Below are 17,063 nucleotides of genomic sequence, written 5' to 3' on the forward strand. Positions count from 1 at the left end.
GCGGCCAAGCCGGCGGTGACCGGGAGATCGGGCGGCGCGGCGAGCAGATTGCGCAGAGCGTCGGACACACCTGCAGTGTGCCTGACGTGCCTCGGTCGGTGTCGCGTCGGCGCCGAGGGCTGTCACCACGACGACGCCCGAGCAGACGAGCCCATCGTCCGACGTATCGCATCGGAGGTGATGATCTGGGACTGGTGGATGTGGGAAGCAGTACTGAAGGGCCATGTGTCTCAGGCTCGTCGCGTCCGCAGCCGGTCGCTATCCGGTGTCCGCAGCGCTCCAGCCGCTCGGCGCAGCATCGGCCACTCGCGCTTCCGTCCACCACCGCCTCAAGCCTCGACACAGTTGGTGCGCCCCACTGGCGGTGGATAGACGCATGCTCGAACGCACTCGCCGCGTTGATGCGTCGGCGTTCAACGCACAGGTGGGAGGCACGACCGGCGCCCGCAAGCGCGACCTTTCGGCGCCGGCGTTGTAGGCGCCCAGTGCGTAGCCCGTTGCTTCACCTATCGGCCGTTGCGGTAGAGAAGTTGACTCACCCGCTCCGGGTGATTGAGGACATCAAGCAAGTACAGGTACCCGAGTAGGCCGAGGTCATGAGGGATGTCGCCATTGTGATGAGCCAGGAGAGCGTCGGTCATGGCCTTCGCCGACTCCTTCTCGGCGCCGTGTCCGTGCGTCGCGTCCCGCAGAACCTTCAGATAGCGCGCGGCGGCGTCCTCTGCCGATAGCGACTGAGATTCAGACCTGCTGAGTTGAAGTTCGACCTTCTCGGTTCCAAGTTGACGGCGAATAAAGAAGCCGTCTTGCATCGCGCGTAGTGCACTGACCGCTCGTCTGGCGGCGGGAAGCAGCACTTCCCCTGCTTGTCGCGGTACCGAAGCCTCGAGTCGCTCGAGGACCTTCTCCGCGTGGCTGTGCTTGCACATGGTCAAGAAGTTGGTGCCGCGGACACCCTCGAGCGAGTCCAGCACGCTGAAGAGGAGCGTCCGTCGCGCATTCGTGTCGCGATGTGCTACCAGCATCGACGTCGTACGCCGAAAGACCTGCTCGATGGTGAGCAGCGCTTCGAGATGCTTCGCTGGACGGTAGTCGCCCGCTCCGTTCGTAAACGTGGCGAGGTCGCTCAGTACCCCGAAGAGGGCATTTAGGCGATCCACCCACCAGTGCAGAGATTCATGTCCCGCTTGGGCCGAAAGCTTGGGGAATCTGACGGCGTCGTCAGCCCCAGGGACGGAGATGAGATGCAGCATTTCAACTGCATCGCCCTCGGTTCCAGAAATGAAGGTACCGAGATCAAAGATGATCGAACCGAAGGACCTTACGACGTTGATGGCCCAGATGCCGGGGGTGCCAGCTGCGAGGAGTGGCCCGAGGTAGGCGTCGAACAGCATGACGCCGCTGTAGAGACCAGAGGAAGACTCGAACGCTTGACCGGCGCCGGCGGCCAGTTCCTGGAGGTGAGCGGCGTCCCCGATGCCAAGACGTGCGTCTTGTTCCATGCGAAGCCAGACTGACGCAATCTTGAGCCGGTGCATTAGAGCCTCGTTCACGTCAACAACGTGCACCCCAGTGTTGGGAAACGGCCCGTGGTCTGGGTCCTCGTCGAAGCGCACAGACTTGAGGAATTCGATGAAGTACCGGGCTTGCACCGGGAGGTCCTGGACCGGCATCACGAGCAGCAGAAGCTGCTGATGGTTGATGACATCGAGCAAGCCGCCTCCCGCCTCGGCCTTCATCCGACGTCGCTCAAGGGCGGGTCCAAGTTGCTCCGGCGCTTCGACGGAAACTCGTTCTGCGTAATTCGCCAAGTCGGCCCACCGAGGCGAAGAGTCACCCGGCTTCGCTATCGTGCGCAGTCGGACGAGATCGGGCCGTTGACGGTGGTACGACTCCGTTGTCTGGACGAAGAAGGAACCGTCCTCAGCCGGGCGTGACCGATAGTCCGATTCAGCGAGGAGTTGCTCGGGATTGCCGCCCCATAGCCAGGAAGGCAGAGTGACCCGAGCATGTATCGGCGGAACTTGTCCCACACGGGGATCCTAGTGTGTCACGTTGATCGCCCGGGTAACCCCCGCAGGCACGCGGCGTTAAAACGCGGGTGCCGGACGAGCGGCTCGCGGCAGATCAGGGCGGACACGGCTACGCGACGAAGAAGTGGAGCGCCCTCGTCGGTGTCGAGACCAGGCGATAGTCACCAGCGCGTTGCCTTTCGCGGGCGGGCTCGTTGAGGCTCGGGCAAGCCCGCTAGGTTGGCAGAATCGGAAGGTAGACGGTTGAACGAGCAAGACATCGTCGCTGCGATCCCCGCGGAGATCAGGGACGCGGTCGCAGGATCCGTCCTCTACTCCGGCCGGTCAGCATGGGTCAGATCCACCCGGCCAGAGATCTACCTGCTGGGGTACAACCCTGGTGGTGTCAGTGGCAGCGACGCCAACACATTGGGGCAGCAAGCAGCCAAGATGCTGGAGGCCGAGCGCTGGTCGAGCTACGAGGACGAGTCCTGGGGTCCTGCTAAAGGAATGTCCCCGATGCAGGTCCGTATTAAGGACCTGTTTCGTGAGCTTAAACTCGACCTCCGAGGCACCCCCGCCAGCAACGTGGTTTTTGCTCGCAGTTCCCAGATCGCTCACCTAGAGGGGTCGACCCGAAGGCAGTGGGAAACCGTCTGCTGGCAGTTCCACAAGACGATGATCGAACACCTCCAGCCGAAGATTGTCCTGGTCCTCGGCAACGAAGCTGAGGCCTTCGTCAGGACGCAGCAGCCCCCAGTCCCGGTCGTCAAGGTCCGGCACACCAGCCGCTCGGCTCGCTCTTGGGGTCTCGACGCTGCGCCGATTGTTCGGGCTGCGCTGGACAGGGCTCGAAACTAGCGCACAGAACCTAAGTGGGGAGCGGAAGTCTCGATGTGGTTGCCGCGCGGATATCGACTGATGCGCGTGTCCGATGCGGCGAAATGACGCAGGTGGTCGGAGGTGCGGTCCTGGCCAGCCCGGTAGGACGCCAGACGGCCAGGCGGGCTCAGCTCATACCGTGTCTTGCCCCTCCTCGAACTCGAGCGCCTCTCGGCGTAATAGGTCGACCTTGGTTAGGAGCGTTGGGTCAAACTGCACGAGCATTGAGGCCGTTTCGTTCGCTAAGTGGCACAGTGCCACGAAGGCATTGAAGCCTCTCCCCGAAGTCGTCAGCGCGTTGATGATGTTGCCGCACTCGGCCGTGCCTTCTGGGGCCATGTTGTAGATCCAGCACAAATTGAGAACGGGCTCTATCACCTCGACAGGTGTCTGGCTGGGCAACGATCGACGCAACTCGTCCAGCGGTAGTTTCTCGGCTTTAGCGTGGTGGATTGCCATCTTGGCGCGTCGAGCCACCAGGGAAGCCATGCCCATGATCGCGTAGCCCTGGCACCGGTCGTACGTCTCTATTACTTCGGCTTCCCGAAGTCTCCTCGGCAGCGTGCTGTCCGTCGCACTTGTTTGCAGCGCAATTAGGCGCCGCATCACTTCGGCACCGTTCGGAGGCTGGTCCGGGTCCGTGATCTCCATCCGGCCAGTGTGGATGAGCTACGGCCCCCATCTTGACGTGTTGTAGGAATCGCCCTCGGATTACCGCAGATGGGTGAGTGCGAAGTGCGGTTTCAATGTCGGGAGCACGTCATTCGGCTGCATCGCTAGCCCCTGCGCGAGGCCGTCGGTGAGGGCGCAGTGCTCGCTAGATGTACTCGGCCATCACGTTGGTGACAGTCGGCTGATCGGCGAAAGGGTGTCGATCGTCGATCCAGACAGCGACGGGCGTTGGAGTCGTATGGGTTGTCGGGGTCAGGGACGAGCGCGGCGCGGGTTTCGGTGAGTTCGATGCCATAGTCAGGCACGGTCTTGTGCCCGTGCTCTGCGGCGAGCTTTTTGAAGTCGGCTTCATGGAAGGATTCGCCGACAATGTTGTGGTTGCTCAGTTGTTCGGACCAGGGTGGGATGGGTCGCCCGTGGGAACCCGCGTTTTGCTGTTGGGATGGTGATCCTGGGTCCGCCGCGGTATCCGGCGACGCGGCGCCGTCCGCGAAGTGGTCCGTCCATTTCGTGCCGTCCCAGTAGCGCAGCCTTCCGGACCCGCCGGTGTCTGGATACCAGCCTGCAGGCGTCAGGGGCACAGTCGTCGATGGTTGGCGGCTTAGGTTCGCGTCCCTGAGCTTGCTGGCCATGGGTGCCTTCACCTTGCTCTGGTGTGCATGGGACGCCGACCCGGCTATTGCCTGATAGATGGCAGACATCGAGTCGCTGTGCTTGCGACGGAAATGCACGAGGGTCTTGCCCTGGTCGGTGACTAGTTCGATGTGCCCGTTGACAAGCGCGCTCGCCGGTTTGAAGTCCATCGATCGAAGTGATGCGACCGAAATCTGCCGGCTGCTGGCACCAAGTGCACCCTTGCCGAGTCCCCTGGCCACGATCGTGAGTGTCGAGCCATCGAATGCGATGTCGGCCCCGTAGCCCTCCGCCTGCATACCAAGTCCCTTCGTCGTCTGCAGGTGACGTTATCGCCGGAGCGGCTACGTCGGGGGCCAAACGCTCACCGGAACGCGGTCACTTGAGGCCGGGCCGTGGTCGTGATGCTCGGCGAGAAGCTCTCTATCGCGGTTCCGGGTTGGGAGCACCTGACGGTAGTCGGCGGTGTGACGCAGTCTAGTGCCGCCCCGTACGCGGCATGACCGAGTACATCTGCGGGACACTTCGTGGTGTGAGCAGACGGAAGTACGAGCAGCCAGGCCGGGCGAGTCGCGGAGACCTCGACGCTGCCCTGGAATCGGGGGACGATGCTTTGTCAGCGCAGGCGCTCGTCGGCCTGGTCTTCCACGACGACGGCTGGCGTTGGTGCCAGAACAAGTGCCTCGAACTGCTCGGTCATCAGAGTTTCAGGCTGCGCGGGATCGCGATCACTTGCCTGGGGCACATTGCACGGATCCACGGGCAACTGGATGTGGCGCTTGTGCAGTCTGAGCTGCAGCGCATGCGCGACGAGCCGGGCTTGCGTGGCGCGATCGAGGAAGCCGAATCGGACATCGCGATCTTCATCCCACTGATGCGCTCGTCGCGGCGAAAGGACGCGTTCTCCTTCCGCTCCGAACTACGCTGAGGAGTCGGGGCTGGAGGACAGCGATCCGCCGTGGACATCGAGTGGGCTCGCGAGCAGCTGACGACGTACCTGGAGCTCGAGAAGCTTGCGGTGACGCCGTCCCGGCCGGCGACTACTGGAATGAGCGTGCGAGAGCCTTCAACGACAAGGCCACAGAGCTCCTGCCGACCGTCACACGGATCTTGGAAGCGATCGGTGCACCGCCCACGGAGCCGCTGCTTCCGCCGTCCTACGCGTCCGCACCGACGGGGCGTCTTGTGCGCCAGAGCTTGGGCATCCTCCGAGATGGAGAAGAATGGCGCGTCCGACTCGCTCCAGACGAGCCAGAGGCCCGATGTTGACCGCCGATGGTCTGCACCCGTCGATATGGCGAACGGCTAGCGCCTTTTGGGAGACCGGACAGCGTGCGGCAGCAGTGGAGTACGGGGCGAAGTCGCTTACCGCGCACATCCAGCAGAAGTCGGGATCGAAACTGGCGGACCGGGAGTTGGCTGCTGACGTCTTCTCGCCAAAGCCACACAAGGCCCACTCCCGACTCTGGCTCCCGGGCGATAGGGGAAACGACACCTGGCGCTCTCGACAAGATGTTGTCCACGATCTCGCGATGGGGGCATAGGCGGGCGTCCGGAATGTGGTGGCCCACTCTTTAGAGCCCCAGCGGTCCGACCAGGAAGCCGTCGAGTACTTGGCCGTGCCTTCGACGGTTGCGCGTTGGACCGACGAGTTGACCTTGACATCGCCCCAAAAGGAATAGCCGCCACGCGGTGGATCGACGCAGGTGTCCGGACCCCCAGTCGTGCAACGGACCCGAGAGCGGGTGACGACTGCAGGCACGAGTGACTTGCTGTCCTGACGGCATGCGAGCCATGCCGTCGAGGTGCCGAGCACGCAACCATGCGTCGTGGGCGACTTGGGCCATCGCTCCAGCCTGAGCGCCATCCGAGATATATGCGTGTGGTTGACCGCCGTGGTACAAGATGGTCATGACCTCGCTCGGCGACATCCTGAATGCCACTCAAGCCAAGATGCTTGCTGACATCAAAGCCAATCGTGCGGCACTCGAGAACTCAACCACCAAAGGCACCACTGCCGAACAGTTCGTTGCGGCTTTCCTGCGGAATCATCTGCCAGCAGGGGTCGGCGTCACAAGCGGAGAGGTCATCGACAGCGCGGGGCACCGCAGTCGACAACTTGATGTGATCGTGTATGACGCAATCCGTTGCCCGATGCTGTTCCGATCGGCCGAGGACAACGTGACGCTGGTCCCTATCGAGGGCGTGGTCGCCGTGATCGAAGTGAAGATGGCTTTGAAGAGGGCTGACCTCAAGGGAATTCTGGCCAACTGCCTCTCGGTGAAAACGATGGAGCGTTCAGCGTTCATGCCGTCGCCGGACGGTCGCAGGTTCTACGTGTATGAGCGGGTCTGGGAGGCTCCGCCGCCGTACTACTCGCTGTTTGCCTTTGACAGCGACAACATGTACGCAGGTCCGCTCAACGAGCTTCAACTCGATCTGCCTGCCCACCACCGGATTGACTCCGCCTGCTACCTCACCCGCGGCGTGAACTTGAACTCCGGTCTAGAACTCGACGACGAAGGCGACTCCATCGCACCGAGAATCACCGCCTCTCCATCCTCGCACGGCTTCCTCCTGGACGCGGAGAGCAACAAAGCGTTGCTTATGTGGTTTCTGAGCCTGGCGACGCACATCTCTGAATTCACTCGGCCGCCCATTAACCTGTTGGCTTACGCACGAGACGAACTTAACGTGAGTGGCACCGCTCCGGGCGAGGGCGTCAGTGAACGTCTTCGCGCCCGTGCACACGAACTCATGGAGCAGCTCACGGGCGTGCCATCGGCAGTCTTCCAGAAGATTGCCAGTCAGGAGCCGCTGACACCTGAGGAGGCCGCAGCGGTCGCTGCGACCGAGCCCACGATGGACAAGAACGGCGAAGTGACCGTGAAGACCCTGCGGCAACGCGGACTGCGCTGACCGAGGGCCTCCATCTCGTAGGGTATGTACTCGGCGAACACTTCATCGCTGGGTTCGTCCAACGCCCCTCTCCATCGATGGCGGCTTGGCGACCGAGACCGACGACACGGGCCGAGCACACCTCGCCACACCGGGGGGAGGGGGTGACGCGCCTCATCACATCACCTCGCGCCGACTCGCGCCGAACGCTGCAGCGCCGTACTCATCCGCGCGCCGCTTGCAGCCTGCACGAGATCCACCGCGCTTACTCGGCACGAACTTCTTCTCGGATCATGCTGGTGCAATCATGAGAATCCGCCAGCTAGCGACAATGGACCTCGGTCTGTTCGTCGTGGTCTACGTGCCAGGCGACGGACTAACGTGCCGCCCCGGATGCCTCATCGATGTCGGCAACTTCGGTAGCGGCAAGAAGCGACGATGCCTGGTGACCCAGTGCCTTGTCGAGCGCCGCACAAACGGCGAGCCATCGGTGAGCCCAACCTCTATCTCTGGCGGCCTCGGCGCGCGTCCGCATGGTGTGGCTAATCGACCCTTTTGCGTTGTCCTTGATGCGGTACTTGACTATGTTATCTCCAGCATCGACCTGGAAATCGGAGAAGTGATTCGAATTCGCATTCCGCGCGTCGCGCATCCATTCATCTGGAAACAGTCCCTCGATAGCGAATCCGGCCCGCACGTACACGTATTCCTTGTTAGAATTGAACGGCACTCCAACGTTGTTGAAATATGCGCTCAGGTCACTCACCGCCCTAATGCCCGCCTCGTCAGCGTCGAACAGGCTCACGGTCGGTTGTTCCTTCCGAAGGATTTCATAGTTCGCGCGAACAAAGCCTGCGAGATGCGACGCTCCGCCGCGGTCGCTAATCGTCGCAGTTCGAAGAGAAGGCCAACTGCAATCCGGCCAGTCTTCGCTGATCTTTAGAAACCATCGCAGGTACTCAGAATCCGACTGCCCCTCGGTCAGGACGGACACGGTCCCTAGTGAGAAGTAGTCGGCGAATCTGAGGCCGAGGCCTTTTCTGAGCACCACCGTCGCCTTCTCGTGCGACTTGAAAGATGCGATCTCGGTGCATCCTTCCGAATCGAGACTGGTTCCAATTACCCGTCGCGGATCGTGGGGTACGAATGCCATCGAGTGGCTTGTCATGGCGAGCGTCGAAGAGTTCCCGAGCTTCTCGAGAAGTCGGGTTGCACTATGGGAGAGCTGCGGATGCAAGAACGACTCCGGTTCTTCAATGAGCCAGATGGCCTTCTGCCCGCGAGCAGCCTCCATGTTGGTGACCCACTGAAGTGTCGCCATGAAAGCCAGGCTCTGGATCCCCTGGCCCTTTCGTGCGAACGGAGTTTTGTAAGGGTCGCTCAGATAAAGGTCGAAGTCGCTTAGCATGTTTTCCATCGAGCCTCCTCGAAAACCAAAGGATGCTGTTAACCCGTCGATGCCACTGGCCGCAAGCGCGCTCGTGATGTTCTTCGAAACATCGTCCAGCTTGGTTTCAATTTCACCTAGAAGCGGCTCGAGTACGCCCACCACGACGCCGCGAATGAGCGGGGTCAAGACGTCGTCAATGAGCTCGTGCATACTCTTCTCAGATGGAATGAAATGGCACTCGAACTCGGAAAGGAGGTCAACTACCATCTGCTTCTGGAGACGGCTAATGGCGGATTGTGTCGTACCATCCTTCGGTCGCTTCTGGTTGGGGAAGAAGTTGTATACAGGGGTGTTGGAAGGCGAGAATGTCAGATATAAAGCGACGGTTGGATTTGGTCGCGTGAGGCTATACATCGCGTAGAGTCTGTCTAGCGCATCATAGAATTCGGAATCCTGACCATGGGGATCGCCTTCGAAATAGCCGACGATGCTGGTTCGCGCGCCCTTGCCGCGAGGCGAGTCGATGTCAACGTGATAGTCGTGGGTGTTCTCATGGCCGGTAAAGAACATCTGCACCGAGTGCAGAAGATTCGTCTTGCCGGTGTTGTTGGGACCGATGATAGTCATACTTTCGCGAAGATCGAGGAACTGTTCCTGCGTCCCGATAGTGCGAAAGTTCTTAACCCGGATCCCAGTTATTCTCACCCGGGTACCCTACCGAAGCCAGATCAGGGTTGGGGTGCCTTTGGTATCAGCGGCTGATAGGTCGTCCGGCCCGGCCCCGTTGAGGTGCCCTCGCGCCAAGGCTGGCGCTGGCGCCGTGGCGATCAGGTATGTAGGGAGTTAGAGTCTTGCAGCTCCGACAGAACGGGGGCCTTCCCAGTGAGTTCGGAGGCGCGGACCGAGCCAAGTTCTGTGGTCAAGTCGTGAGTCATTGTGGGCGAATCGACGCACAACGGCCAACGCCAACGGTCAACTCCCCCGGCGACGTGGTCGTACACGTCACGGCTCTCGGGCTGGAAAGCCCGTCACACCTCTAGATCGAGTGTCGTGTATCCACGGAGAGGAGTAGACCAATGCCGACCCGACCCGCTCGATCTGCGCCGACAACTTTCCCACCGCCGCTTCTCAACGTCGACGAAGCAGCGGCGTACCTCAACGTGCCCCGGCGCTGGGTGGCGGACGCGGTACGTCAGCACCGGATTCGATACACGCGGATTGGGAAGCACGTGCGCTTTCGCATCGAGCACCTCGACGAGCTCGTTGCCGCTGGCGAACAACCCGTGACTGTGCCTAGCGAGGAAAGCGTCCTCACCCTCAGGCCCAAAGGGGCGAGCCGTTCGCGTCTTTGACCTTCAGGACTGTCCTGATGGTCGGTTGGCGAGGCGAGACGATGCCACGCCAACCGACCAGGCAGCGCAAGACCGATGCCCAACGATCCGGTTGCTCAGGCGACCGCGGCGTCGACTCCGCCGCGCAGCAGGTGGAGAGGCGGTCGGATCTGCTTGCCGCTCAGCACGGCGTCGACGATGTCAGAGATCAGCTCATCCCCGGCCGGCAACAGGTGGCCATAGGTGTCGATCGTGGTCGTGATTGACTCGTGTCCCAGCCGTGCCTGGATGTGCGGCAGCGGGGCGCCACCGGCGATGAGCCACGACACGTGCGTGTGCCGCAGGTCGTGGAACCGGAACGACGCGATCCCGTCCTCGATCACCTCATCCATCAGCGGACGCCAGACCCGGGTATAGAAGTCCGAGTTGTGCACCGGCCGACCAGTTGGCGAGACGAACACGAAGTCGTTCGCGGCCTTTCCCTCGATCAGCTTCTCCAGGATGGTCGCCATGCTCGACGAGATCGAGACCGTACGCCTTGACTTCGGTGTCTTCGGGTTACCGAGGTAGTGCTCGCGCATCGTGTGCTTATCGCGGATCTGCTTCTTCAGCCACGACGGGACCTCGGTCTCACCGTTCTCCCCCACGCGCTTCCACGCCTTGTTCACCCGGATCGTCCGGTTGCGCAAGTCGACGTCACTGACCCAAAGCGCGGTGATCTCACCGAAACGAAGGCCAGTTCCGGCGGTGGCCCGGATCAGGTCGGCTGCGGAGTAGGAGTAGCCGTCGGCCTTGGCCACGACAGCTGCGAACTCGTCCTCCGACAGGAACCGCAGCTCCGCCTGGGACTGCTTGACCCGTCGACGCTTCGGAGCCGTCCGGGCACACGGGTTGACGGTGAGGAAGCCCTGCTCCACGGCATAGTTGAAGACGCCGTACATCAGACCGTGGTAGTTCGCCTTCGTCTTCAGCGCACGGTCCCAGTCAATCAGCCAAGCCTTCACCTCCGGCTCGCTGATCGCCGACACTGGCTGCGCGAACGGCAACCGCCCGCGGACCTCCAGGCGAGCGAGCACGCGCACCTGCGAGAGATACTTCTTGCGCTGGCCGGGCGTGATGTCGACGATCTGGCGGATGTACTCCTCGCCGATCGTGGAGAAAGCAGGAGCCTCCGCGGTCGGATCGCCGCCGTTCGGACGTACGAACCCCTCGCCCTTCACCCAGCCGTCGGGCCAGTGGCTTCCGGCGGCCACGACCATCTTCTGGAATCCCTCGGCACGAGCCAGATTCTGCTCGCTCGTCCCCGCACTGAACGCCTCGAACTGCTTCTCACCATCACGGCCGCCGCCGAGCCGCCATACGACGTACGCCGACACCACCTTGTCACTGCGCTTGTGCTTCTCGATCCACACCATGTTCTGCACCTCCGTGCATCAGGTGCGAATCCGTGCCCGGACACCGGGCACAACACGGGCCAGAACAGGAGGCAACGGGAGGTAACGGGAGGTCACTTCACGCCTGAATCGGCCAAAAGTCGGCCTGACCTGCGGGGTTTATGTCGGTTCAAGTCCCCCCTCGCGCACAGAGAGAAACCCCAGGGAGACCTGGGGTTTCTCGCATTTCGCGGGACCGCAGGATCGTCCAGCCGCCTCCCGAGCTGACTCTGACATGCTGAGCACATGGAGAACGCCTCGCTCGCCCCCGTCGGCACTCTCTTCGGGGTTCCCGCCCGCCCGGCGGACGCAACCAGCTCGGTCGCCGTCATGGGCGTTCCCTTCGACATGGGCTACCACCCGACGCGGGTCGGCGCGCGCTCGGGCCCGGCCCACGTACGCACCCACTCCGCCCTCGTCGCCGAGCATCTGGACGGCTTCGACGTCGACTTGCTGGGCGATCTCGGCGTCGTCGACACGGGCGACGCGAAGGTGCTGCCAGGCAACGTGGAGCAGAGCTTCGACGCGATCGAGGCCGGGGTCGCCGCGATCCTCGCTGCCGGCGCGACCCCGCTGACCTTCGGCGGCGACGGCGCCGTCACCCTGCCGCAGCTGCGCGCACTGAAGAAGACGCTCGGGCGCGAGTTCGCGGTGCTGCACTTCGACGCCCACACCGACGCCTACGAGGGCATCTACCCCTACGAGTACAACAACGCCAACACGTTCGTGCACGCCGTCCGCGAGGCGCTCATCGATCCGGCAGGGTCTCTGCACGTGGGGATGCGCGACACCGCGTACGACGGGCGGCCCGGCATCGTCGGCGTGGCGACCGGCCTCGGCTACGAGGTGATCACGATGGACCGGATCGTCGAGATGGGCATTCCCGCACTCGTCGCTCGCCTCCGGGAGCGGCTCGCCGGCGTACCGATCTACCTCTGCTGGGACATGGACGTCTTCGATCCCTCGGTCTCGCCGGGCGTCGTCACGCCGTCCTGGGGCGGCATCACGGTGCGGGAGGGTCTGGCGATCCTGCGCGGCCTGCGCGGGCTCGAGTTCGCGGCCTTCGACATCAACACGGTCAGCCCGCCCCACGACCACCTGGGCATCACGGCGAGCCTCGCCGCGCAGGTGGCGATGGAGTGCCTCTTCCTCCGCCACGCCGCCTCGGCGAAACGCTGATCCACCGCGAGAGCCGCTCCAGGGAGCCGGAGCCGACGCTCCCGCCCAGACAGGCCCAAGTTAGGCTGACCTAACCCAACCGCTTCGGACTTCTGGAGGACCCCGGTGTCCACTCCCCGTACGCCGGGTGCGCTGATGCGGCGGTCGCTGCGTCGTCAGCGGCGCGCCGTGCTCGCCTCGTCGGCCCTGATCACGCTGTGGCAGGTGTGCGAGGCGATGGTCACGGTGCTGATCGGCGTGATGATCGACCGCGCGGTGACGACCGGTGACCTGCGCGAGCTGGTGCTGTGGGCGGTGGTCCTGTGCCTGCACTTCCTGGTGCTGAGCCTGTCGTACCGGTTCGGCGCTCGGATCGGTAACCGTGCCGTCCACGTCGAGAGCCACCGGTTGCGCACCGAGGTCTCGGGGCACGTGCTCGACCCGCGCGGCGCGCGGACCGACCGGCTCTCCGGGGACCTGCTGGCGCTGGCCACGGGCGATGCGGACCTGGTCGGCGAGGTCATCCGCCAGGTGGCCCTGTCCACCGCCGGCGCGATCGGGCTGGTGGTGAGCGGCGTGGTGCTCGCCGTCATCGACCCGTGGCTCGCCCTGATCGTCCTGGTCGGCGTGCCCCTCGTCCTCGGCGCCACCCATCTGGTCGCGCCGGGCCTGGCCCACCGCAGTGCGCGACGGCAGGAGGCGCTGGGACGTACCACGGGGATCGCCAGCGACCTGATCCGCGGGATTCGGCCGCTCAAGGGCATCGGCGGCGTGCAGGTGGCACTCGAGCGCTATCGCCGCGAGAGTCGTACGGCCGCCCACACCAGCGTCGCCGCCGCCGGCTGGGCCGGCCTTCTGACCGGCATCACCTCCGCCGGGAGCGGTGTCTTCCTGGCGGTGATCGCGATCGTCGCCGGTCTGCGGACGCTCTCCGGGGACCTGAGCATCGGCGAGCTCGTGGCGGTCGTCGGGCTGGCACAGTTCGTGGCCGAGCCCATGCGGATGCTCAGCGCCCTGGTCGCCCGGGTCGCACAGTCCCGCGCCTCGGCGGCACGGATCGTGGGGTTCCTCTCGACGCCTGCGCTGGTCATCGAGGGCGAGCGACGCGCGCACGGCCACGACCTGGAACTCGACCAGGTCGCCGCCGGCCCGGTCGCCGAGCTGTCGCTCGCGGTGCCGCCGGGGCGGCTGGTGGCGGTGGTCGCCGACGACCCGGCGGTGCCGGCCACGCTCCTCTCCCTGCTCCACGGCGAGTCGCTGCCCGAGCGCGGGACCGTCCGGCTCGGCGGCCAGCCTCTCACCGAGCTCGCGCTTTCCGACGTACGTGACCGGCTGCTCGTCGCCGACCACCACGTCGACCTCTTCGAGGGCACCCTGCGGAGCAACGTCGACCCGCTCGACCGCCTCGACGACGAGCAGGTGACGGCCGTGCTGGCAGCCGCCTCGGCCACCGAGCTGGTCGCGGTCGCGGCCGACGGCCTGGCCACGCACGTGGCAGTCGACGGGCAGAGTCTCTCCGGTGGTCAGCGCCAACGACTGGGTCTCGCCCGGGCACTCGCCGCGGAGGCCCCTGTGCTCGTCCTGCACGACCCCACGACGGCGATCGACGCCGTCACCGAGCAGTACGTCGCAGAGGAGCTGCGCCGCCTGCGGCACGGCCCCGGCTCCGACCGCGCCACCCTGCTGTTCACGAGCAGCCCGCTGCTCCTGGCCGCCGCGGACGAGGTCGTCTGGATCCGAGCCGGCCGCGTGGAGGCCCGAGGCACCCACGACGAGCTGGCCACCCACACCGACTACTGCGCGGCGGTACTGCGATGACCACCCGGACCCCGACCCTGACGAAGCTCCCTGTCTCCACACCACGGGAGGCGGCCGGCCTCGCGCGGCGCCTGCTCACCCGCCGTCCGCTCCTGCTGGCGGCATGCCTGGCCGTCTTCGCCCTCGAGGGCCTGGCCGGCCTGGTGGCTCCCTGGATGCTCGGCCGGATGGTCGACCTGGTCCGTTCCGGCTCACCGGAAGCCGACATCGTCACCGCCGGCATCTGGATCCTCGGAGCCGCGATCGTCGCCGGAGCGGCCGGGGCGGTCTCGATCCACCTGCTCGCCCGGGTGGCCGAGCCGGCGCTGGCGGAGCTCCGCGAGGAGGTTCTCGACCGGGCCCTGCACCTGGACACCCAGCGGCTCGAGGAGAGCGGCAGCGGCGACCTGGTGTCCCGGGTCGGCGACGACGTACGCCTCATCGGCGGCTCGATGGCCGACGTCGTTCCGCTCATGCTCAACTCGGTGATCGCGATCGTCTTCACGACCGCCGGCCTCATGGCGCTCGACTGGCGCCTCGGGCTCGCCGGACTGTTCGCCGCGCCGTTCTACGTGATGGCGCTGCGCTGGTACCTCCCCCGCTCGGGTCCCTACTACCGCCGCGAGCGCGAGGCCAACGGCGTGCGCGCCGAGGCGTTCCTGACCGGTGTCCACGGCAACCGGACCCTGCGGGCGTACGGCATCGCCGAGCAGCATCAGGAGAAGGTCCGCGCCGCCTCGTGGACCTCGGCGTCGATCTCGGTCGAGGTGTTCGCCATGCTGATGCGCTTCCTGGGCCGCAACAACCGGGCCGAGCTGATGGGCCTGCTCGCCATCCTCGGCACCGGCTTCTTCCTCGTCCGCGCGGACGCCGCCAGCGTCGGCGCCGTCACCGCGGCTGCCCTCTACTTCCACCGGCTCTTCAACCCGATCGGCGCGGTCATCGCTCTCTTCGACGACGTGCAGTCGGTCGGCGCCTCCCTCGTACGCCTGGCCGGGCTGGCCCTCCTCGAGCGCCCGGCCACCGCAGCGGCCGACGAGCCGGACGGCTCCGGCATCGTGGTCACCGGCCTGCATCACGAGTACGTGCCGGGCCGGCCGGCTCTCGACCGGATCGATCTCACCATCCCTGAGGGAGAGCTGGTCGCCGTGGTCGGCGCCTCGGGAGCGGGAAAGTCGACCCTCGGCGCAACCGTGGCCGGCCAGCTCACCCCGAGCGCAGGCGAGGTGATGGTGGGCGGTCTCCCGGTGCGCGACGGCCGGAGCCGGGCCGCCCTGGTCACCCAGGAGGTACACACCTTCACCGGCAGCGTCCGCGACAACCTCACCCTGGCCGCACCGGGCGCGAACGATGCCGTGCTGGAGAAGGCGCTGCGCGAGGTCGAGGCCTGGGCCGAGGTGGCCGCTCTCCCGGACGGGCTCGAGACCCTCGTCGGTGAAGGCGCCCACCAGCTCACCCCGGCGCTCGTCCAGAAGATCGCCCTGGCGCGCGTGCTCCTCGCCGACCCGGTCGCCGTCGTCCTCGACGAGGCGACCGCCGAGGCGGGCTCGAGCGGCGCCCGCGACCTCGAGCGCGCCGCCCTGGCGGTCACCTCCGGGCGTACGTCGCTGGTGATCGCCCACCGCCTCACCCAGGCCGAGTCCGCCGACCGGATCGTCGTCATGGAGCACGGCCGGATCGTCGAGACCGGCACCCACGCCGAGCTCGTCGCGGGCGAGGGCCGCTACGCCCAGCTGTGGTCAGCCTGGCGCGGGCTCTAGTGGCGGTCGACGTAGATGACCTCGATGGCGTTGTTCCCGTAGCCCAGGCGGTTCCACGGCGGTACGTCGGGCTGCACGTTCCCGGCGGCGTCGGTCGCTCTGGCGCGAAGGGTATGCCGGCCGACGCCGATCCCGTCCCAGGTGAACCTCCAGTCCTGCCACCCGAAGTCGCCCGGGGCGGCCGGCTCCAGCTGAGCCGGCTGCCAGTCGCCCTCCCCGGTGAGGCTGACCTCGACCTTCGTGACCGGGCCGGTGCCTGACCACGCCTTCCCACGGACGGTGCAGGCGTCACGGGTGAGGACCGAGCCAGGTCTGGGCTCGGTGATGCGGGCGCGGACCCGCATGAGGGTGACGGGCTCGTGGGGCCGGTCGGGCCATTCGTAGATGTAGTGGCCGGTCTGGAACTCGCCGGTGTAGGGCTCGGTGAGGACGTCGAGGCGCTCGAGCCACTTCACGGACGCGACGGCGTACCAGTGCGGGACGATCAGCCGGAACGGGGCGCCGTGGTCGCGCCCGAGCGGCTGGCCGTTCATCTCGTAGGCGATGAGGATCCCGGACTCCGGGTCGGTGGCCTGCGACAGGGGCAGCGCTCGAGTGAAGGTCAGGTCGTCCTGGTCGGTCTCGGCGAGTACCGCCTGCAGGTGGTACGGCCCGTGGTCGGCGCCCGTGGCGAGGAGCTCGACCCCGTCGGTCGCCGGCTCGACCTTCGCGAGGACATCATGGAGCAGGGCTCCGGTCCACCGTGCCGTGGAGACGGCGAAGTCTCCCCACGGCTCCCCCGTCGGCAGCGGCCTCATCTCCAGACGGCCGTTGCCGGCGCACTCGAGGGTGACCGTGCGGTCGTGCGCGGGCATCGCACGCAGGTCCTCGAGCGTCAGGGTCGTGGGCTTGCCGACCGCGCCGCCGATCTTCAGGGTGCCGTCGTGGTCGGGCACCGCGAAGTTGCTGCGTACGTAGTGGAGCTCGTTCGGAGTGACATCCCCGACCAGGGCGGCCGGCGGCGCCTCGGCGTTGTACGGCGCCGGGTTGATCATCACCAGCGCGGCGCGGGCCGCCTCTAGCTCATCGGCAACGGTCATGGTGGTTCAGCCTCCTTG

Annotated in this window: 14 protein-coding genes; 8 read left to right on the forward strand and 6 right to left on the reverse strand. The window is 65.4% G+C overall.

The annotated features are described in order from the left end of the window. Nucleotides 1-506: 506 nt before the first annotated feature. The gene (locus ABT304_RS16875; RefSeq protein WP_350716802.1) at nt 507-1,739 is read right to left on the reverse strand and encodes a hypothetical protein; all 1,233 of its coding nucleotides are present in this window, start codon (nt 1,737-1,739) and stop codon (nt 507-509) included. A 537-nt stretch (nt 1,740-2,276) separates the two neighbouring features. Between ABT304_RS16875 and ABT304_RS16880 the strand changes: the two genes are divergently transcribed. Further along, nucleotides 2,277-2,873, forward strand: a complete 597-nt coding sequence (locus tag ABT304_RS16880; RefSeq protein ID WP_350716804.1) for a hypothetical protein — start codon at nt 2,277-2,279, stop codon at nt 2,871-2,873. Between the two features lie 153 nt (nt 2,874-3,026). Here ABT304_RS16880 and ABT304_RS16885 read toward each other — a convergent pair whose 3' ends face one another. Both ABT304_RS16885 and ABT304_RS16890 read right to left on the reverse strand, forming a co-directional pair. Beyond that, entirely contained in the window at nt 3,027-3,545 is a 519-nt protein-coding gene (locus tag ABT304_RS16885; RefSeq protein WP_350716806.1) for a hypothetical protein, read from the reverse strand. 125 nt (nt 3,546-3,670) lie between these two features. Then, nucleotides 3,671-4,498, reverse strand: coding sequence for a DUF2510 domain-containing protein (locus tag ABT304_RS16890; protein WP_350716808.1), 828 nt, complete (start codon nt 4,496-4,498; stop codon nt 3,671-3,673). 200 nt (nt 4,499-4,698) lie between these two features. Between ABT304_RS16890 and ABT304_RS16895 the strand changes: the two genes are divergently transcribed. The 3 genes from ABT304_RS16895 to ABT304_RS16905 all read left to right on the forward strand — a co-directional run bounded on the left by ABT304_RS16895 (nt 4,699) and on the right by ABT304_RS16905 (nt 7,118). Next, nucleotides 4,699-5,127 (forward strand): hypothetical protein, encoded by a 429-nt coding sequence (locus tag ABT304_RS16895; protein ID WP_350716810.1) that lies wholly within the window; start codon nt 4,699-4,701, stop codon nt 5,125-5,127. Nucleotides 5,128-5,461: 334 nt separating this feature from the next. Beyond that, nucleotides 5,462-5,743 (forward strand): TIGR02391 family protein, encoded by a 282-nt coding sequence (locus ABT304_RS16900; RefSeq protein ID WP_350716812.1) that lies wholly within the window; start codon nt 5,462-5,464, stop codon nt 5,741-5,743. 367 nt (nt 5,744-6,110) lie between these two features. Next, nucleotides 6,111-7,118, forward strand: a complete 1,008-nt coding sequence (locus ABT304_RS16905; protein ID WP_350716814.1) for a DUF6602 domain-containing protein — start codon at nt 6,111-6,113, stop codon at nt 7,116-7,118. A 355-nt stretch (nt 7,119-7,473) separates the two neighbouring features. On the opposite strand, the gene ABT304_RS16910 is transcribed toward ABT304_RS16905, so the two are convergent. After that, entirely contained in the window at nt 7,474-9,114 is a 1,641-nt protein-coding gene (locus ABT304_RS16910; RefSeq protein ID WP_350716816.1) for an ATP-dependent nuclease, read from the reverse strand. 449 nt (nt 9,115-9,563) lie between these two features. Between ABT304_RS16910 and ABT304_RS16915 the strand changes: the two genes are divergently transcribed. Next, a complete protein-coding gene (locus ABT304_RS16915; protein WP_141780853.1) occupies nt 9,564-9,839 on the forward strand; it encodes a helix-turn-helix domain-containing protein in 276 nt (91 codons plus the stop codon). A gap of 95 nt (nt 9,840-9,934) precedes the next feature. Here the strand turns inward: ABT304_RS16915 and ABT304_RS16920 are convergent, their stop codons facing one another. Next, on the reverse strand, nt 9,935-11,233 hold the full coding sequence (locus ABT304_RS16920) for a tyrosine-type recombinase/integrase (protein ID WP_350716818.1): 1,299 nt from the start codon (nt 11,231-11,233) through the stop codon (nt 9,935-9,937). A gap of 264 nt (nt 11,234-11,497) precedes the next feature. Between ABT304_RS16920 and ABT304_RS16925 the strand changes: the two genes are divergently transcribed. The 3 genes from ABT304_RS16925 (at nt 11,498) to ABT304_RS16935 (ending at nt 15,966) form a co-directional block, all read left to right on the forward strand. Further along, nucleotides 11,498-12,430 (forward strand): arginase family protein, encoded by a 933-nt coding sequence (locus tag ABT304_RS16925; RefSeq protein WP_350716820.1) that lies wholly within the window; start codon nt 11,498-11,500, stop codon nt 12,428-12,430. Between the two features lie 105 nt (nt 12,431-12,535). Then, nucleotides 12,536-14,227, forward strand: coding sequence for an ABC transporter ATP-binding protein (locus ABT304_RS16930; RefSeq protein WP_350716822.1), 1,692 nt, complete (start codon nt 12,536-12,538; stop codon nt 14,225-14,227). Further along, nucleotides 14,224-15,966 (forward strand): ABC transporter ATP-binding protein, encoded by a 1,743-nt coding sequence (locus ABT304_RS16935; RefSeq protein WP_350716824.1) that lies wholly within the window; start codon nt 14,224-14,226, stop codon nt 15,964-15,966. The genes ABT304_RS16930 and ABT304_RS16935 overlap by 4 nt, the downstream gene beginning before the upstream one ends. On the opposite strand, the gene ABT304_RS16940 is transcribed toward ABT304_RS16935, so the two are convergent. After that, nucleotides 15,963-17,045, reverse strand: coding sequence for a sulfite oxidase (locus ABT304_RS16940; RefSeq protein ID WP_350716826.1), 1,083 nt, complete (start codon nt 17,043-17,045; stop codon nt 15,963-15,965). The genes ABT304_RS16935 and ABT304_RS16940 overlap by 4 nt on opposite strands. Nucleotides 17,046-17,063: the final 18 nt, after the last annotated feature.

It is taken from the genome of Nocardioides sp. NPDC000445 (assembly GCF_040300245.1).
In the GTDB taxonomy this organism is placed as follows: Bacteria; Actinomycetota; Actinomycetes; order Propionibacteriales; family Nocardioidaceae; genus Nocardioides.